General features: G+C 67.9%; 13 protein-coding genes and 4 pseudogenes. 5 read left to right on the top strand and 12 right to left on the bottom strand.

Annotated elements, in window-relative coordinates; translation table 11 throughout:
- Positions 1–6: 6 nt before the first annotated feature.
- The 5 genes from AQJ64_RS00995 to AQJ64_RS00975 all read right to left on the bottom strand — a co-directional run bounded on the left by AQJ64_RS00995 (position 7) and on the right by AQJ64_RS00975 (position 6,537).
- Positions 7–1,092 carry an aminotransferase class V-fold PLP-dependent enzyme gene (locus AQJ64_RS00995; protein ID WP_055633103.1) on the bottom strand — a complete coding sequence of 362 codons (1,086 nt, stop codon included), beginning with the start codon at positions 1,090–1,092 and terminating at the stop codon, positions 7–9.
- 16 nt (positions 1,093–1,108) lie between these two features.
- A complete protein-coding gene (locus tag AQJ64_RS00990) occupies positions 1,109–2,689 on the bottom strand; it encodes an ABC transporter substrate-binding protein (RefSeq protein ID WP_055633102.1) in 1,581 nt (526 codons plus the stop codon).
- Positions 2,690–2,834: 145 nt separating this feature from the next.
- The gene (locus tag AQJ64_RS00985) at positions 2,835–4,697 is read right to left on the bottom strand and encodes a dipeptide ABC transporter ATP-binding protein (protein WP_099053916.1); all 1,863 of its coding nucleotides are present in this window, start codon (positions 4,695–4,697) and stop codon (positions 2,835–2,837) included.
- On the bottom strand, positions 4,694–5,575 hold the full coding sequence (locus tag AQJ64_RS00980; protein WP_063788692.1) for an ABC transporter permease: 882 nt from the start codon (positions 5,573–5,575) through the stop codon (positions 4,694–4,696). The genes AQJ64_RS00985 and AQJ64_RS00980 overlap by 4 nt, the downstream gene beginning before the upstream one ends.
- Complete coding sequence (locus tag AQJ64_RS00975; protein WP_206189666.1) at positions 5,575–6,537, bottom strand: ABC transporter permease; 963 nt, start codon at positions 6,535–6,537, stop codon at positions 5,575–5,577. The genes AQJ64_RS00980 and AQJ64_RS00975 overlap by 1 nt, the downstream gene beginning before the upstream one ends.
- A 228-nt stretch (positions 6,538–6,765) precedes the next feature.
- Here AQJ64_RS00975 and AQJ64_RS00970 point away from each other — a divergent pair, with 228 nt between their 5' ends.
- Both AQJ64_RS00970 and AQJ64_RS52180 read left to right on the top strand, forming a co-directional pair.
- Positions 6,766–7,521: a helix-turn-helix transcriptional regulator gene (locus AQJ64_RS00970; protein WP_079061399.1), complete on the top strand. Its 756-nt coding sequence runs from the start codon at positions 6,766–6,768 to the stop codon at positions 7,519–7,521.
- 236 nt (positions 7,522–7,757) lie between these two features.
- A pseudogene (locus AQJ64_RS52180) lies at positions 7,758–7,991 on the top strand (IS630 family transposase); the annotation flags it as partial.
- Here AQJ64_RS52180 and AQJ64_RS50425 read toward each other — a convergent pair.
- The 4 genes and pseudogenes from AQJ64_RS50425 to AQJ64_RS00955 all read right to left on the bottom strand — a co-directional run.
- Positions 7,975–8,188, bottom strand: a pseudogene (locus AQJ64_RS50425) (IS1380 family transposase); the annotation flags it as partial. The pseudogenes AQJ64_RS52180 and AQJ64_RS50425 overlap by 17 nt on opposite strands.
- Before the next feature lie 121 nt (positions 8,189–8,309).
- Positions 8,310–9,401 (bottom strand): alpha/beta hydrolase, encoded by a 1,092-nt coding sequence (locus AQJ64_RS00965; RefSeq protein WP_159060269.1) that lies wholly within the window; start codon positions 9,399–9,401, stop codon positions 8,310–8,312.
- Positions 9,402–9,672: 271 nt separating this feature from the next.
- Positions 9,673–10,497: an enoyl-CoA hydratase/isomerase family protein gene (locus tag AQJ64_RS00960; protein ID WP_055633099.1), complete on the bottom strand. Its 825-nt coding sequence runs from the start codon at positions 10,495–10,497 to the stop codon at positions 9,673–9,675.
- Positions 10,498–11,328: 831 nt separating this feature from the next.
- Positions 11,329–11,796, bottom strand: a complete 468-nt coding sequence (locus AQJ64_RS00955; protein ID WP_055633622.1) for a winged helix-turn-helix transcriptional regulator — start codon at positions 11,794–11,796, stop codon at positions 11,329–11,331.
- Positions 11,797–12,405: 609 nt separating this feature from the next.
- On the opposite strand from AQJ64_RS00955, the pseudogene AQJ64_RS47615 reads away from it, so the two are divergent.
- Positions 12,406–12,474 (top strand): annotated as a pseudogene (locus AQJ64_RS47615) (adenine phosphoribosyltransferase); the annotation flags it as partial.
- Between the two features lie 114 nt (positions 12,475–12,588).
- Complete coding sequence (locus tag AQJ64_RS49510; protein ID WP_055633623.1) at positions 12,589–12,966, top strand: hypothetical protein; 378 nt, start codon at positions 12,589–12,591, stop codon at positions 12,964–12,966.
- 24 nt (positions 12,967–12,990) lie between these two features.
- On the opposite strand, the gene AQJ64_RS00945 is transcribed toward AQJ64_RS49510, so the two are convergent.
- Positions 12,991–13,938, bottom strand: a complete 948-nt coding sequence (locus AQJ64_RS00945) for a PLP-dependent cysteine synthase family protein (RefSeq protein ID WP_063788706.1) — start codon at positions 13,936–13,938, stop codon at positions 12,991–12,993.
- A gap of 146 nt (positions 13,939–14,084) precedes the next feature.
- Between AQJ64_RS00945 and AQJ64_RS00940 the strand changes: the two genes are divergently transcribed.
- Positions 14,085–14,546 (top strand): Lrp/AsnC family transcriptional regulator, encoded by a 462-nt coding sequence (locus tag AQJ64_RS00940; protein ID WP_055633624.1) that lies wholly within the window; start codon positions 14,085–14,087, stop codon positions 14,544–14,546.
- Positions 14,547–14,753: 207 nt separating this feature from the next.
- Here the strand turns inward: AQJ64_RS00940 and AQJ64_RS45130 are convergent.
- Positions 14,754–15,188 (bottom strand): annotated as a pseudogene (locus AQJ64_RS45130) (TetR/AcrR family transcriptional regulator); the annotation flags it as partial.
- Positions 15,189–15,199: 11 nt separating this feature from the next.
- On the bottom strand, positions 15,200–16,375 hold the full coding sequence (locus AQJ64_RS00935; RefSeq protein ID WP_055633625.1) for an ArgE/DapE family deacylase: 1,176 nt from the start codon (positions 16,373–16,375) through the stop codon (positions 15,200–15,202).
- Positions 16,376–16,830 lie beyond the last annotated feature (455 nt).

Below are 16,830 nucleotides of genomic sequence, written 5' to 3'. Positions count from 1 at the left end.
GGGGTGTCAGGCATGCGGGTGGGACAGAGCGAGAAGCAGCGCATCCACGTCGCTGTCCGGGGTGTAGAAGTGCGGAGAGATGCGCAGATTGCCGCCGCGTTCCGCGACGATCACGTCCGTGCCTTCCAGGCGGGTGACCCAGGACTCGGCCGGCAGCCCCAGGGGGACCAAGCTGACGATCTGGCTGACGTGACCGGGGTGGCCGACCGGCCGGAACCCGAGGGCCTGGGCCTCGTCGCGGATGCGTGCCGCCAGGGCGGTCGCCCGTTCGGTGATGGCCTGGTGTCCTACCGTGCGGCGCAGCTCTGCTGCGGCGCCGAGTGCGTGTATGCCGGCCAGATTCGGGGTGCCGACGGCCAGGTTGCGCGAGGGGGAGATGTTGGCATGGCCCAGCAGCGTCGGTTCCAGCGTGTCCCTCACCGGCGCCTTGATGATCAGGAAGGCGATGCCGAACCCTGCGAGCATCCACTTGTAGCCGGTGGCCACGTAGAAGTCCGCCTGGGCGGAGACGACGGGCAGGACCCCAGCCGCCTGGGCTCCGTCGCACAGCAGCAGAGCACCTGCCGCTGTGCACGCCGCTCCGAGCGCGGCCAGGTCGACGGCTGTTCCGGTGTGGGAACTGACGTGGGAGACCGCGACCAGCCTGGTATGCGGGCCGATGGCCCTCATCAGGGCGCTGGTGCGGTCGTCGTCAGGTCCCGCCGGGACGGTGACGAGTCGGACGCCGGGTAGTTTGCTCCAGGGCTGTGAGACGGTGGGGAACTCGTCGTCCAGGGTGAGGACCTCATCGCCCTGCTGCCACGAGATGGCACGGGCAACGGCATTGACAGCCTCGCCGGTGGAAGAGGCGAAAACGATGTCCTGCGCAGTGCACCCGAACTCCTCTGCCAGCAGAGTCCGGGTGCGTTCCACAGCGGCACGGGTACGGGCCATGCCCCTCACGCCAGCGCCGAGGGCCTCGTAGCAGCGCGCAGCGGCGGCACCGGCCTGGGTGGGTACCAGTCCGATGGATGCGGTGTCCAGGTAGGCGGCGCGGCCACGTCCCGGGAAGGCATCCGGCCATGGGGCAGTGCGTGAGGTGGCGAAGGGCATGGTCGTCCTGTTCCCGTTACTGCTGGGTGGCTCGGATGTTGAGCAGCCAGGCACCGTTGCCGATGTCTGCGGTGGTGGCTTTGCCCGTGACGGATACGTAGCCCTTGCCGAAGGCCACCAGCACGTCCTCGGAGGCCAGCGGGACGTAGGCTGCCTGCTCCGCGATCTGCGACAGGATGGTCGTCGTCGCTTTCCACCGGGCGGCGTCGGCACCGGCCGCACTCAGCACCGGGAGCGCCTTCTCGACCTGCGGGGTGGTGAAGTTGGCCAGGTTGGCCTTCTGCGGACCGATGTTCTCCTTGCCGACCATGGCTCCGAGCGGGTTGGAGGGATCATGTGTGTCGGCAGTGAACCCGAAACCGAGGGTCAGACCGGTCAGCTTGTGCTGGTAGAACTGCGCCGACCAGGCGTTCAAGGTGGTCGCCTTGACCTTGACGTCGATCCTGAGCTGCTTCAGGTTCTCTTGGAGGGACAGTGCGAGGACTTTGGTGGAGGGCACCTCATTGACGTACTGCACGGTGGTGCTGAACCCGTCCGGGTGTGCGGACTTGGCGAGTTCGGCCTTGGCCTTCCCCAGGTCGAAGGTGTGGTCGGGCAGGGAGTCGAGGTAGCTCTGCGCGGTCTTCCGGCCGCCGGCCACGTCGGAAAGGCTGGACAGAGGCAGGAGCCCCCGCAGGGCGGTGGCCTCCCCTCCCCAGGCCGCCTTGATCACACCTGGCACGTCGACGGAGTGCGAGATCGCCTGCCGCACGTGAATGTCGTCGAACGGAGCCTTGGTGACATCCATGGCCAGGAAGTTGAGGGATCCCGAGGGCGCTGAGACCACAGTGGTGCCGTCGATCCCACGCCATTGGCCAGCGGTCTTCACATTGGTCAGTCGACGCATGTTCACCTCGCCGGATCTCATGGCAAGCTGCGCGCTGTTGTCGTCGGGGATCGTCTTGAAGTTGAGTGTCCGCGCCTTGGGCTTGGTGCCCCAGTAGGACTTCCGGCGCTCCAGGACGACACCTGAAGCGGAAGGCGACTGGACCTGGTAGGGGCCGGTGCCCACCGGTATCGCCTTGGTGGTGCCAAGGTCGGACTTGTGGGCGGTGGCGAACGCCTTCTCCTGGATCAGGGTCGCGTTGGCGATCGTCTCCCGAGCGGCCGGCGCACCGTAGGAGAACTTGACGGTCACTTCCCGCGGGCCGCTGACCGAGGCGCTCTTGAAGCCTCGCACGCTCGCGGAGGTCTGGGCGGGCGGCGCGGCCGTGTGCGTGATGCTCCAGGCCACGTCCTCGGCGGTCAGGTCCTGTCCGTCGGAGAACTTCACTCCCTCGCGCAGGGTGTACACCAAGGTCGCCGCGTCCGGTTGGGTGACCTTCTCGGCCAGGACCGGGGTGTAGTTCCCGTCGTCCCCGACACGCTCCAGCGGCTCCGTCACCAGGGACATGACGGATCCCGTGACGTAGGGCTGGGCGCTGAGGGCGCGGTCGAATCCCGGCATCTGCGAGGGCATTGCGACGGTGAACGACGCGATGTCCGTGTCGGTCACCTTCGCCTTGCCCGTCTCGCCGTCGGTTCCGGCACCGGCACATGCCGTGGCGGACAGCGCCAACAGCGCAACCGTGGCGATGGCACTTCTCCTGCTGAAAGTCGGGCGAGCCCGGTCAGTTGTCATGAGGGTTCCTCTCGAAGGCGCGGGGGTGCACTGTTCCTGTGCGGGATGTCGCTCACCGAGCGCCGGCGCCGCGGCCCGTCGCTCAGCGGTCGGAGCGAGCTGTGACCGGCGCGTGTCCGGAGACCGCGGCCACCAGACTCTGCGTGTAGGCGTGCTCGGGGGCGTCCAGCAGCTGCGCGGTGGGGCCGGCTTCCACGACCTCACCGCCTCGAAGGACGAGCGTTCGGTCGGTCATCTGGCGTGCGACCGACAGGTCGTGGGTGATGAAGAGCATGCTGGTCTTGAAGCGGGAGCGGATGTCCCGCAGCAGCTCCAACACCTGTGCCTGTACCGACACGTCGAGAGCGGCCACCGGTTCGTCGCAGATCAGCAGCTCGGGTCCGACCGCCAAGGAACGCGCGATGGCCACCCGCTGACGTTCCCCGCCGGACAGCGCGCTCGGCTTGCGGACGGCGTAGCTGCTGCTCAGGCCTACCAGGCCCAGCAGTTCTTCCAGGGACGAGGGAGCGCGCTCGTTGCCGGCACCCGCAGAGAGTGCCTCGCTCAGTGCTGCGCCGACGGTCAGCGAGGGGTTGAGGGAGGCGTAGGGGTCCTGGAAGACGACCTGGACCTTGCCGCGGACCTGTGCCCGCTGCTCGCCCCTCAGGCGTCGGTAGTCGGTGATGTCGACGCCGTCCAGTTCGATCGACCCGGCTGTCGCCGCGGTCAGGCCCAGGATGCAGCGGGCCGTGGTCGTCTTACCGGAACCGGTTTCCCCCAGCAGGCCCAGGGACTCGCCTCGGGCGAGGGTGAATGACACGCCCTTCAGCACTGTGGTCTGCGTGCGCCGCCCGAGCAGCGAGTTGCTGCGGTATGTCTTGCCCAAGTCGGTGACCTGCAGCAGCGGCGCGCCGGTCGTCGGGGTGGGCGCGATTCCCGGTCTCGCCGCGTGGGACCGCATGGCGTCGTCCATCTGTGCGCCGATCTCCGCGATCCGAACGCAGGCCGATGTGTGCCGCGCGGCATCTTCAACTCGCGTGATATCCGCCAGCGGTGGTGCCTTGTCGGTGCACGACGGCGTGCTCCACCGGCACCGGTCGGCAAAGGCGCACCGGCTTGTTACGGTGTCCGCCGCCGGGACCTGGCCGGGAATGAAGCTGAGGGTGTCCTGGTAGTGCGTCACGGAGGGCTCCGCGAGCAGCAGGCCCAGCGAGTAGGGGTGGCGAGGAGCGGCGGACATGGAGGACGCCGGAGCGTGCTCCAGTACCGTCCCGGAGTACATGACCATGATGCTGTCGCTGACCGAGAACGCCACCCGCAGGTCGTGGGTGATCAAGATCAGGGCCATGCCCCGCTCCCGCTGCAGCGTGCGCAACAGGTCGAGAACCTGGGCCTGCGTGCTGGCGTCCAGTGCTGTGGTTGGTTCGTCCGCGATCAGCAGCTGGGGGTCTCGAGCCAGCGCGGCCGCGATGACCACGCGTTGCCGCATGCCTCCGGAGAGCTGGAAGGGGTAGCGGTCGGCGACCTCCTTGGCGAGGCCGACCTCCGCCAGACGCCGTTCGACCTCCGCGCGGGCCGTGACGCGGCCCGCGCGGAACTTCGGATCGAGCGATTCCCGGATGTGCTCGTGGACAGTCTGCAGTGGGTTGAGCGCGGTGAACGGGTCCTGCAAAACCATGGCGAAGCGGGACCCGCGCAGCGGCCGCAGGTCACGAGCACTGCTCTGGAGGATCTTGGTGCCGTCGAAGTCGATGTCCCCGTCCGCGACCACGCCCTCGGGCAGGGCCTGGACCAGGGCGCGTGCGGTCAGCGTCTTGCCGCTTCCGGACTCGCCGACGATGCCGAGCACCTCACCGGCCTTCAGGTCGAAGCTCGCTTTGTGGACCAGCGTGCGTCCGGCGGCGGTGCGCACCTCCAGGTCACGGACCGACAGCAGCGGGCCGTCCGTCGCTGCGGCGGGGCTCACCGGTGTGCTCCCTCTTCGGTGAAGCGGTCGTACATCCAGTCTCCAAGGAGGGTGATGCTGGTCGCGGTGAGGACGAGCAACAGGCCGGGCGCAAGGGACACCCACGGGTTGACGGTGAGCATGCTCTGGCCGTCCTGGAGCAGCGAGCCCCAGTCCGGGGTCCCGGCCGGTGCTCCGAGCCCGAGGAAGGACAGGCCGGACAGGCCGATCAGGGCGCCGACGAAGTCCAGCAGGAACGTGGCCAGCACCGTGGGCATGATGTTGGGAAGGATGTGACGGAAGATGATCCGGCCGGCGGGCAACCCGAGGGTGCGGGCCGCCTCGACGTACGGAAGGCGCGCCTGGGCCGCCGCCACGCTGCGGGTCATACGGAACGCGGTGGGCAACGACAGCACCAGCAGGACGCATACGGCCAGCCAGTAGCCGCCGTCGATGACGCCGACCACGACCACGACGACCAGCAGACCGGGCAGTGCGTACATCAGGTCGGCCCACCGGCACAGCAGCGTGTCCAGCAGCCCGCCGTACCAGCCTGCCATCATGCCGAGCGTCGTCCCGAACAGGACGGCGCCGAGTGCGATGACGAGCGGCCCGATGACCGCGTTGTGCGCTCCGGACATCAGCAGGGCGAGCACATCGCGGCCCAGTGAGTCGGTGCCCAGCAGGTGCCCGTTGCCCGGTCCCGCGGCGGTGTTCATCAGATCCTGGTGCATCGGATCATAGGGAGCGATCCACACCCCGACGGTGACAAGCACCAGGATGGCTGCGGCGACAGCACCGGATATCCACACCAGCACCGGCGGCCTCAGGCGTCTGCTCCCGGCCGGCGCGGCCGGGTCCGCCTCGTTCTGGGGCGGCGTCGCGGTCAGTTCGGACATCACGCACCCTCCTTCGCCACAAGGCGCACGCGCGGGTCGACCACGAGGGAGAGCAGATCGACGGCCAGATTGATCAGGATCACGGCAGCGCCCAGGATCAGTACGGTCCCCTGCACCACCGGCACATCGGTGTTCGTCACCGCCTGCAACAGCAGGGTCCCGATTCCCGGAAGCGAGAACACCTGCTCGATGAACAGGGTGGACGAGAGCAGTGACACGAGGATCAGGCCGAGACTGGTGATCACGGGTAGAGACGCGTTGCGTAGCGCGTAACGCACCAGGATCCGGCGCGGGCTGAGCCCACGCAGTCGAGCGAACGCCACGTAGTCCTGGCTCATCACGTTCATCATCGCGGCCCGCGTCTGACGGATCAGGACGGCGGAGAGCACGGTAGCGAGCGTGACCGCGGGCAGGGTCAGGTGGCTTACGCGCTCAGTGAAGCCCGTGCCGGTGCCGTAAACGGGGAACCACTTCAATGCGACACCGAAGATGTAGAGCAGCACGATGGCCATCACGAACGCCGGCGCGCTGATGGCCATCGTGGCTCCCAGCGACACCGCCCGGTCCAGACGCCGCCCGCGCCGGATGCCGGCAGCCATACCCAGCGGCAGACCGACGGTCAGCACCAGCAGCAGCGCGTACAGTGCCAGCTCGGCGGTGAGGGCCAGCCGCTCGCCCAGAATGTCCCCTACCGCCGTACCGCCCTGCACGGAGATCGACGAACCCAGATCCAGTCTGACGACATCCCCGAGCCAGCGGCCGTACTGGACAACGAACGGGTCGTTCAGGTGGTAGCGGACGTTCAGGGAATCAATGAGCTCGGGAGAAGCCGTGCGTGTGCCCAGCAGTGCCTGCAGCGGCGTTCCCGGGCTCAGCGAGAGCAGGCTGAATACCAGAAAGCTCAGCACGAGCAGCAGGACGACACCGGCTCCGATCCTCTTCAGCACGAAGACCGCGATCACAGCACATCACCTCCCACGAAGCATGAAAGGGTCATCAGGGGCACCTCATCTCGAGCGGCTCAGAACGTCTCCGCGAATCTCAACGCCGAGTTGATGTCATCGACGCGATGTTGATGTCGCCAGCGCAATGTCGCACGAAGATTTCGCCAACGGAAGCCCCTGGCTGCCAAGTTTTTCCGGGACCCTCAGCGTTGACCGGCCCACAGGCGGACTGCCACACTCTGTGGAATGGCAGCCAACACGCGTCAACCTCGGCGGTCAGCTCCTGGCAGTGCGACACCTGACGGGGAGCTGAAGTTCACCTTGAGCCAGCGCGCTCATGCCTCCCGAGTCGTCGAGATCGTCGGCCCGATCGTGCCGCTGCTTGCGGCAGCCCTGGGCCCGCGCACCGAGGTCGTCCTCCATGACCTGACCCGGATGCCCAACACGATCGCCGCTATCGCCGGCTCCGTCACCGGCCGGGGCATCGGAGGGCCTCCCACCGACCTCGGCTTGCGCACGTTCCGGACCGAAGACCCGCAGGACATGGTCAACTACCGCACGGAGACCGCGGAAGGACTCGTCCTCAAGTCGTCCAGCATGTTCTTCCGCAGCCAGGGCGGAAAACCTGTCGCCTGCCTGTGCCTCAACTCGGACGTGAACGATCTGGAGCGGGCCAAAGAGGTCCTGCAGTCGCTCACGGCATTTGGTGAGCCCTTGCCCGCGATGCGCGACGCGTCGCCGGTCGAGTCCTTCCCCTCCACCGTCGACGAATTGGCGGACGGCCTGATCAGGGCCGCCATCAGCGACGTCGGGGTGCCGCCCCACCTCATGAAGAAGGCGCACAAAGTGGCGGTCGTACGCGACCTCGAACAGCGCGGATTCTTTGCGATCCGGGAAGCCGTCGACGTGATCGCCCAGCGACTCGACGTCAGCAGGTACACGATCTACAACTATCTGAACGAACTGGCCAGCGATCAGGAACCGCAGGCCGACGCGGGATGATCTGACCAACTCTCCCACGCACACGGCAAGGCCAACTCCCCCGCCGCACCGGTGCACGGGCCCCACGGCCTATTGGTGGGCGGTCGGCTCCTCGTCCTGTCCGCGCCGATCTCCCTCCTCGCAGTCAACGCACCCGTCCCAGCCACCGCACCACGAGGTACGGGGCGCCATGGGGCGCTATCAGACATTTGGATCTGGCCCGCAATCGGTGGTAACGCTGTGTAGTGATCACTCGCGCCATGACCGCCAAGGGCTTACGTCTGGGCGTGAGGTCGGTGCAGCGATGGCGCCAGGCCTGGGAACAGGGCGGCGGACATGTCCTGACATCGAAGGGGCCGGCGCCCAGGCCCAAGCTCTGACGAGGCGCACTTCGCGGTACTGGAGCAGGAACTGCTGGAGGGACTGCGGCGCACGGCCGGCCGGACCGGACCTGGACGCTGTCGCGGATCACGACCCTGACCGGGCGCCGCTTCCAAGATCCACGAGTACCTTGCCCGGGTCGTGGACGGCCCGTGGTTTCGACCCGGGGGCGATTGCTGCGGATATGGCCTGGTCAAGGCCGGCCTTGCGGACCGTTTCGACCAGCAGGACCACCGGCGTGCGAGACCACGGCCTGGCCGTCATCCCGGAGAGGGGCATGGGGATACGGCCCGACAGGCCGCTTCACCTGGAAAGTGCCTCCGACAGGGCGGGAACAAGGACCTCGGCAATCCTCATTCTCGCTGGTCAGAGGCACTTTCTGGTGACGTGATCGGCTGTCGGACAGCGCGCTTCAGGAAGGCGCGAGCCTAGAGCTTGTCGGAGAGCCACTCGTTGATGGTGTTCGTGGTGCTGTCGGCGTTGCGCTGGAGAGCAAGGTCGTGGCCGGCATTGAGAACGGATTTCACGTCGACGTCAGGGCTGGACCCGTAGGAGGCCGGCTCCGCGGCGAGGGCCTTCTTCAGGTCGGCGGGGTCGAAGAACAGTCCGTCGTGCTCGCCCACGAGCGACAGGACCGGGACATCGACGTTCTTGCCGAACGTGTCGTTGATCAGCTCGTCCCCGAAGGCGGTGAACTCTCCCTGGGTGGTGATCTGCTTGACCGCGTCGTCGCCCTTGACGGTGCTCAGGTCGGCATTGAACGGCCAGTAGAACTGGTGGCGCATGCCGTCCCTGCTGGTGAGGGAGCCATCCGGTATCGTGCGGCCCTTGAAGGCTGCGTCCTCGGCTGCGGGGTGCATCATGGCGTTGAACACCAGCTGGCCGGAGCCGGAATGGTGCATGAATCCGGTGACGACCACGGCGTCGACGTCCTTGTAGGTCGCGGCCTCCCTGATGGCCACCGCGCTTCCCATGGAGTGGCCGACCAAGGCGACCGGCAGCCCCTTATGGGCGGCCTTCAGCTTGGTGATCAGTTGATGGATGGTGGCGGAGTGGGTCGCGCCGTTCAGCTGGTCCGCGGCCGGGCTGCTGGAGTCGCCGGTTCCGAGGCGATCGACGGCGACGGAGATCCAGCCGTCCTTGGCCGCTTCGCGCGCCTGTGAGACCCAGCCGCGGCTTGTCTTGAGATCGAAGTACCGGTGGTCGTAGGTGACGCCCGGGACCATCACCTGAATGCCCTTGACGCGCGCTCCGGTCGGTTCGTACTGCACGGCGCTCAGTGTCTGGTCAGCCGGTCCGCTGCCGGTGAGTGAGACCTTCTGGGTGATCGTGTGGCGGGTGAAGCCCGGGTCACCGCCGGTGGCAGCGGATGCGCCCCCGGTGGAGACCGCGATGGCGGCGACGAGCGACGCGGCGGACACTCCGATCACGCCGAAGCGGACCGCGGAGTATCGGGGATGGATCGAGAACATGGGAGAGGGCCTTGTCGTTTGGGCCGAGGTGCACGCCGCGGCGTGCACCCTGAGGTGGGCGTGATGCCCGGGGGACATCATGATTCAAATTTGAAGCATTAGCGGCCGTGGATCGCCCAGCATGTCAACGGGCAGCGCTGGGTGCCGGAAAGGTGATCTCGACACCCAGCGCACCGCTGTCGATGGCTTCCGGATGAGCATGGCCAGACAGCGGCGGCCGTTCGCACGCGGCGCCGGGGTCCGGGCTGCGTTGCGCTTCGCGGGCGTCCGTCCACGCATGCCCCCACGGAGCAGGCGACGGCGCAAACGCCCGAGAGGCTCAGAACCTCTCGGCGACGTGCTTGCCGAGATCGAGTTCGATTCCCTGGGGCTGCTGCAAGCCGCGTTCGAAGAGGCTGCGCACGTGATCCGCGTTCTCCGGACGCCCCGCCGTGCGCTTGAAGGCGGCCAGAGCGGCCGCGTACTCCCCCGCCGGGATGGCGGTGGCCGCGTCGACGAACTCCTTCGTGCCGGAGACCCCGGCCTTGCTGAAGCCGGCGACGCGGCGGGCGAAGGTGTCGACGAAGTCGTCCAGCTCGTCCTCGGGAAGAACGCGGTTGACGTAGCCGTATTCGGCGGCGAGCTGGGCCGGGAAGTCGTCTCCTCCCACCACGATCTCCATCGCGCGGCCCCGGCCCACCAGCTCGGCCAGTCGCCCCATCGGGTTGCCACCGGGTACGGCGCCGAAGCCCACCTCGGGCTGTCCCAGGATGGCGTTGCTGCCGGCGAAGCGGATGTCCGTGTTCAGGACGAACTCACTTCCCGCTCCTCGGACGCGGCCCTTGATGGCCGAGATCGTGAGGGCCGGGACCTTGCTGAGGCGCAGAAGGCTGTCCGAGTGCGGGAGGAGCCCAGTGGGGCCCGGCGCCGTGGTGTACACGCGCTGGATGTCGGACAGGAGGTCGAAGTGCGCCATGAAGAAGTCGGGGTTGGCGCTCTGGAACACCACGACGGTCAGATCGGGGTCCTGCTCCATGCGGGTCACCAGATCGCCAAGCTGATCGATGGTGTCCGGATCGTAGAGGTTGATCGGGCCGTTCTCGAAGGTCACCTTCCAGTAGGACGGCGACACCACATGTACTTGAAACTGCGAGGGATTGCTCATAGGAGTGACCCTAGAGGGTCTGGCTTTAAAAATGCAATCCAGTCTGGATGTGACCGTGCCCCCACTTCGAGAGAAGCGGCGAGTCAGGGGGCGCCGGAGTGTCACCGCAGCGGTGCCGAGCAGGCACGTCACGGCATGTCTGCCGGTGTGCCTCACTGCCACGATGTTGGGATGCAGGTGCCGGATGCTCTCGTGGGTCTTCAGCTGTCGGTCTGTCGGGAGCGGAGTGGGCTAGTGCCGCGGCAGGCAACGTTTGCCTGTCAAGGAGCGGCGTCCGGTGCGTGCTCTCGGCGTGCCGGCCGGAAGTCCTCGTACTGGACGTACTTGGGCTTTCGGCCGGTGCGGCGAGAGTGCGTGCCGGGCGTCGCGACGGGGCGAACGTTGCCTGCCGCGGCACTAGCCGACTTCGTCAGATTCAGCGGTCCCAGCAATGACTGGAGTGCTGGCATTCGGGAGGAAGCCGCAAGGCGCCGGCGTTTCCTCGAACAGTCGGAGCGCGCGTTGGAGCAGGCTGTGCGAGGTCGGGCGCGCACCGAGGACCAGGTGCGAGAGTTGCAGCGCGCCTTGAGACGACGGGCGGGGGTCAGCCTGGCGACGCAGGATTCGGACCCGCCACGGGGCGGCGCTAACGAGCGAAGGCTCGATCCGATCACGCGATGAGGGCTGATCGTCCGCCCCAGCGGATGCCTTTCTCGCTGCGGATGCGAGCGCGCTCCGTCCTCTGGGCGGCGAGGTGTCGTCGCCGATCGAGTAGCAGCCGTGGAAGTACCTGACGCCGTGGGTGCGGTGACAGGACGGGAGGACGCTCGGGGCGGCCGGCGGGGACTGCGTTCAGCCGGACTGGCCGAGGGGTGAGCTCTGAGGCTCAGGTGATGCCATCAGTGACACATCCTCCATGGGGACCTCGCGGCCATCCTCATCGAGGAACCCCACATGGACGGCCCGACCCGTGGAGCGGGTCCGCTGGCAAGCGGAGGGACCTGCGGGCCGCGGACGGTGACGGTCGCCCCACTGCTGCAGCGCACCCAGGACGGGCTGCAGTTCGAGCCCGGCCGGCGTCAGGTGGTAGCTCTGCCGGGGCCTGCTGCCGGCCTCCTGGTAGGCCAGTGTCCGCAGCACTCCGGCGTCGACGAGAACCTTGAGCCGGTCACTGAGCAGGTTCGACGCGATGCCGAGAGACGACTGAATTTCAGCGAACCGGTGCCTGCCGTAGAGGACCTCACGCAGCACCAGCAGGGTCCACCGCTCGCCGAGTATTTGCAGGCTCCGCTCCATGGAGCAGGCCGGCTCGTCATCCATAGGGCCGGACACGTGCCTTCCTGAGCGCACAGAACTCACCTCCACATCGACGCCGGGTACTCGCTCCGGTGGCCACGTGCACCCCGCAGCCTGACCGTATAGCTGAGTTTACTATCAGCAGCCAGAAGGCGCGTATGCCTGCTGGGCGGGAGCAGGTCGCAGGCAGGAAGAAACAACCGTGCGTCCCCTCGCGGGCCAGGCCGATTGCACGGCGCGGCTGCCGGTCTGGCGCGCGTGGCGGCGAGTCGGACACCAGTACGACCGGCGAGCCAGTGACCGGTCGGGGAGGCGCAGCCGGGGGCATCCGCAGCGGACGCCGGACATGGACGGCGCTGCCGGAACAGCGGCCGACCAGCCCTCAGGCTGCCGCTCCGGCGAAGGCCGCCTGCTCCCGATTGCAACCTGTGCTACTTCCGGCGGGGGGGAGGCGGCGGTCGGAATCCGTGCCACGGAGCTCGGACAGACCGAGCATCCTGCGCCAGGTCGAGGGCACCGAACGACCGGTTGCGCATCGGGTTCGACGATGACGGAAACGAAACCGACGAACGGAGTCGACGGCGAACAGCAGCCGGTCGGCGCCGATGGCCTGGACGGCTCCGAGGAGGCTACGCAGCCAAGGCCGTCGGCCTGGAGGCCCGGGGCTTCATCCTGGGCGCCCCGGTCGCCGTCCGCGCCGGCCCCTGGCCTACCACCCGCCTCCATGCAGCGCACCGGAGTGGCCGATCCCACGGAGATCGAGCGCCGCAGGTGAGCTGCCGAGGACCTCACCAGCTGGGAGACATCGTCGTCGGGATGGCCTGGCCCGGAGCCAAGGCAGTCGACGAGGAACGCGGGGACGACACCCCGGCTGGCGGATGCGCGAGTACCTGCTGCGCCGGCATCACCGACCTGGCCCTTCTGCGCGACCAGCACGAGGTGTTCGGCCCGGTCGTCTCCACCCCCACCGCCCGGGAGACCGCCCGGCTGCAGGCCGCCGGCACCGGCCGTGGCATACCTCCAGCGTGTGCGGGCGGTCGTGACCTGCGCGGTCCACTGGACAAGGGCGGGATCGCGCTCGAACTCACCTGCGGTGGTATTCCGGGATTCCTCCGCGCCAACACTTCGGGGCAGATGGTGCGGCATGTGTTGAAGTCGTTCCGGGACGCGGCCCGGTCGGCGCATCCGGGGTGACGGCTGCCGGGGTGGGATGCCCCGTCAGGAGTCGAATAGATTGCCCGTGAGGTACTTGAGTCCTGTGTCCGGGGCGACCGTCACAACGGTGTGCCCCCTCCCCATTTCGCGAGCCAGGTCAATCGCGCCGACGACATTGAGGGCGCCGGCGGTACCGGTGAAGACACCCTCCTGCCGAGCCAGCGGAGATGCCATCTCGCGAGCCTCTTCTTCGTCCACGGTGCGGGCTTCGTCGAACGGGCCTTCTGCGAGCAGAGGCGGAACGATGCCGGTGGCGATTCCCTCGACGCGGTGCGGGCCGGGTGTGCCCGCGGTCATCATCGGCGAGGAGTTCGGCTCGAGAGCGACTGCGCGTATCCGGCCGGCCTGCGCCAGCGCCGCAGAAACGCCGGCGAACATGCCGGCGGTGCCGACGGCCGCACAGAAGACGTCCACTGTCACACCGCTGCCCTGGGTCTGCTGGACGATTTCACGGCCGAGGTCCGCATAGCCGGTGAGCGCATCGGTGTTGTGGAACTGATCGGTCCAGAAGGCACCTTCGCGCTCGACGATCCGGTCGACTTCCCAGCGCATCCGCACGAAGAGTTCGGGAGTGATCCGGCCGCCCTCGCTGGGCACCACGGTCACATCGGCACCGAACGCGCGCATGGTGCGCAGCTTCTCCTGTGCGAACGCGTCCGAGGTCACGATCGACAGGGGATACCCCTTCACCGCACAGACGAAGGCCAGTGAGGACCCCGTACTGCCCCCGGTGAACTCCACGACGCGTTGTCCAGGAGCCAACGCACCCCGTCGCTCCGCGCCCTCGATGACGGCCAGGGCCATCCGATCCTTGTAGCTACCGGTGGGATTGCCTCCCTCCACCTTGACCAGGACTTCCGCCGCACCATCGGGAACGACGCGACGCAGGCGCACCAGCGGTGTTCCTCCGATGGCGTGCAGAGACGAAGAATGGATGCCGGAAAAACTCACAGGATTCCTCGCTCAGCTCTTCCTCCGGGCGTCCTGCCGGGACCCTCTCGACAGATCGCCATAGACGCGCAAAGGCTATATGAGAAGCCCTGCGAAATTTTTGTCTCTTTTGCTCTCAGTGGCCGTTCTCTGGGAAGATTACGCGCATGGACATCGTGGACCGCAAGATTCTTGCTGAGCTGCAACATGACGGGCGGCTGACCCTGACCGAGTTGGCCGACCGGGTGCAGCTGAGCATCTCCCGCTGTCAGCGGCGCCTGCGTGAACTGGAGCGCACTGGTGTCATCCGCGGCTACTACGCCGAGGTGGACGCCGCCGCGGTGGGCTTCGGCTTCGAGGTCCTGGGTTTCGTCACCCTGCGGCAGGGGGCACAGGACACACTCGCCGCCTTCGACGAGGCCGTCGCCGCTATCCCCAACGTCGTGCAGGCGCAGCGCCTGTTCGGCGACCCCGACTACCTACTGCGGGTGGTGACCGCCGACCTCGACGCCTATCAACGTCTCTACGAATCCAGACTCACGAAGTTGCCGGGCCTCCAGCGCATCACCTCCACCATCGTGATGAAAAAGGTCGTCGAAATGCGCCCCCTTCCCACGCCTCCGCACTAGCTGATGAACCGGTTTCACGCGAAACGCCGCGGGTCCGACTTTCCTGCTGTTGCGAACAGGGGGCCACCGACTTCGACAGCGAGAACCGAGGGGCTGGCACGGCCGCGGGATCTCTCCGTCATCCAGCAGCCCGTGCTCGTCGCCAACGGTGACGACGACAGGATGGTCCCGACGAAGAATCGGAGAGAGCGCGGGACCACTGCAAGGGAGCCCGATGGCCTTACCGCGGGCGGATTGCGGATCCTCGGGTGCCAGCCGGACGGCCGGTTCCTCCACGATGGCCCTGGCACCGTCGGTGTAGGCGTCCTTGGTCCCGCCGCCGCAGCGGCCGACCTCGTCGAGCAGGGCAACGGACGGGCATCCGCCGCCGGGGTTGTCCCGGTGCTCGGGCGACAGATGGTCGCGAAGGAAGTCCTCGAGTCCCTCGCGGCCGGGCCGCAGCGTGCCGCACTTCTTCATCTGCGTGCGCAACTGGTCGGCGACGACGTTGGCGACGAGGTCGTCCTTGGAGTCGAAGTGGGCGTAGAAGGCTCCGTTGGTGAGTCCGGCGTCCGACATCAGCGTGGAGATCCCGGATCCGTCTGTCCCGTCCTGCTTGAACCGGTGGCCGGCCCTCCCGAAGATCGATTCTCCGTTCAGCATCAGAGTCCAGGTCAGGAACAGAAGTCGGCGATGGTGGCGGTGAGGATGTCGGTGAGGCGGTCCAGCGAGGCGAGGTCGACGTACTCGGTTGCCGCGTGGGCGCCTTCCCCGTCGACGCCGAAGAGCAGGCAGGGGATGCCGGCACGGTCCAGGAGGGCGCAGTCGGTCCAGTAGGGCTCGGCGCGCACCACGGGTGGGTGGCCGAGGGCCTGCTCGGCGTGGCGGGTGAGGGTGCGGACGATCGCGGCGTCGGGGTCGGCTTCGAAGGGTTCGCGGTGCAGGCCGCGGGTCAGCCGGTAGCGGAAGTCGGGGACCGTGGCGGTGAGGTGGTCGAGCATGGCGGCCAGTTCGCGCTCGACGCTGTCGGCGTCCTCGCCGGGGACGGTGCGGCGTTCCAGGGTGGTGCGGCAGTGCGCCGGGTAGGTGGAGGGTTCCTCGCCGCCGTGGATGACGGAGGCGTGCACGGTGCCGGTGCCCAGGAGGGGATGTGCGGGGCCCTGAGCGAGGCGGGCGCCCAGGTTCTCCAGGGCGACGAGGAGGTGTCCGGTTTTGGCGATGGCGTCGACGCCGAGGTCGGGGCGTGAACCGTGCGCGGCACGGCCTTCGATGTCCACGTCGAACCAGGCGAAGCCCTTGTGGGCGAGGGTGACATCGAGGTGGCTCGGCTCGGTGACGATTGCCGCGTCGGCCGTGAAGGCCTCCAGCACCTCCTCGGTGCCCGAGCTGCTGTACTCCTCGTCTGCGACGCAGGCGAGGATGACGTCGCCGCGCAGGGGGCCGTGGGCGGTGGTGCGGGCGGCGGCGACCATCATGGCGGCGATGCCGGCTTTCATGTCGAAGGTGCCGCGGCCGTACATCCTGCCGTCGCGGATCTGTGGGTCGAGCGGGTCGCCGTCGTAGTCGGTGAGGCCGACGGTGTCGAGGTGACCGTTGAGCATGAGGGACTGGCCGCCGCCGGTGCCGCGGGCGATCGCGACGAGCGAGGGCCGGCCGGGCCGCTTTTCGAGGCGGTGAATTTCGAAGCCGCGAGCGGCCAGCCATGCGCCGCAGAAGTCTGCGATGACGCTCTCGCCGGCCCCGCCGGGTACGAGGTCGGGGTTGACGGAGTCGATGGAGATCAGCCGGGCCAGCAGACGGGCGGGATCGGAGGCAGGGGATCCAGGGGTGACGGGAGTCTCGGGAAGCATGGGGGCCTTTCGGAGTACGGCACTGGGGAAGTGGCGGTGTTCGGGGCGTGAGGGGTTAGTGCTGGTCTGCCAGGCGTAGGAGGGTGGAGTACTCGCGGGTTGTGGCTGATGCCGTCGTACTCGCCTCGTAGGAAGATCATGGCGGTGGGGCAGAGCGCGGCGACCCTCGTCAAAGGGAACGTGGGCCGTCCTGGCCTTCCGCCCGGTGGTCGGTGACAGGCCCGGCTGACTCCCCTCCAGTTCGTATGGGAACGCGGTCAGGGCCTCCTCGGCGCGGGCCGAGACGATGTCGGTGAGGTCCGGGTGGACGATCCAGTGGCCGACGGTGGCGCGCAGGTGGGTGGGGGGTGCCGGCGTGGGTGGCACGGCCGTGGATGGTGATCTCCCGCCAGGACATGCCCTGCACGTCGGTGACCACACCGATCTCGACGTTGGCGGCCACGAAGTGGGTCCCA

Origin of the sequence: Streptomyces griseoruber (assembly GCF_001514205.1) — a bacterium.
In the GTDB taxonomy this organism is placed as follows: Bacteria; Actinomycetota; Actinomycetes; order Streptomycetales; family Streptomycetaceae; genus Streptomyces; species Streptomyces griseoruber.
Note: the sequence above shows the minus strand (reverse complement) of the source record. Positions and strands in the feature narration are given on the sequence as shown.

Coding starts and splice junctions, on each gene's coding strand:
- AQJ64_RS00995 (WP_055633103.1), bottom strand. CDS start 1,092: ATGCCCTTCGCCACCTCACGCACTGCCCCATGGCCGGATGCCTTCCCG.
- AQJ64_RS00980 (WP_063788692.1), bottom strand. CDS start 5,575: ATGTCCGAACTGACCGCGACGCCGCCCCAGAACGAGGCGGACCCGGCC.
- AQJ64_RS00955 (WP_055633622.1), bottom strand. CDS start 11,796: ATGGATGACGAGCCGGCCTGCTCCATGGAGCGGAGCCTGCAAATACTC.
- AQJ64_RS00970 (WP_079061399.1), top strand. CDS start 6,766: ATGGCAGCCAACACGCGTCAACCTCGGCGGTCAGCTCCTGGCAGTGCG.
- AQJ64_RS00960 (WP_055633099.1), bottom strand. CDS start 10,497: ATGAGCAATCCCTCGCAGTTTCAAGTACATGTGGTGTCGCCGTCCTAC.
- AQJ64_RS49510 (WP_055633623.1), top strand. CDS start 12,589: ATGGCCTGGCCCGGAGCCAAGGCAGTCGACGAGGAACGCGGGGACGAC.
- AQJ64_RS00935 (WP_055633625.1), bottom strand. CDS start 16,375: ATGCTTCCCGAGACTCCCGTCACCCCTGGATCCCCTGCCTCCGATCCC.
- AQJ64_RS00940 (WP_055633624.1), top strand. CDS start 14,085: ATGGACATCGTGGACCGCAAGATTCTTGCTGAGCTGCAACATGACGGG.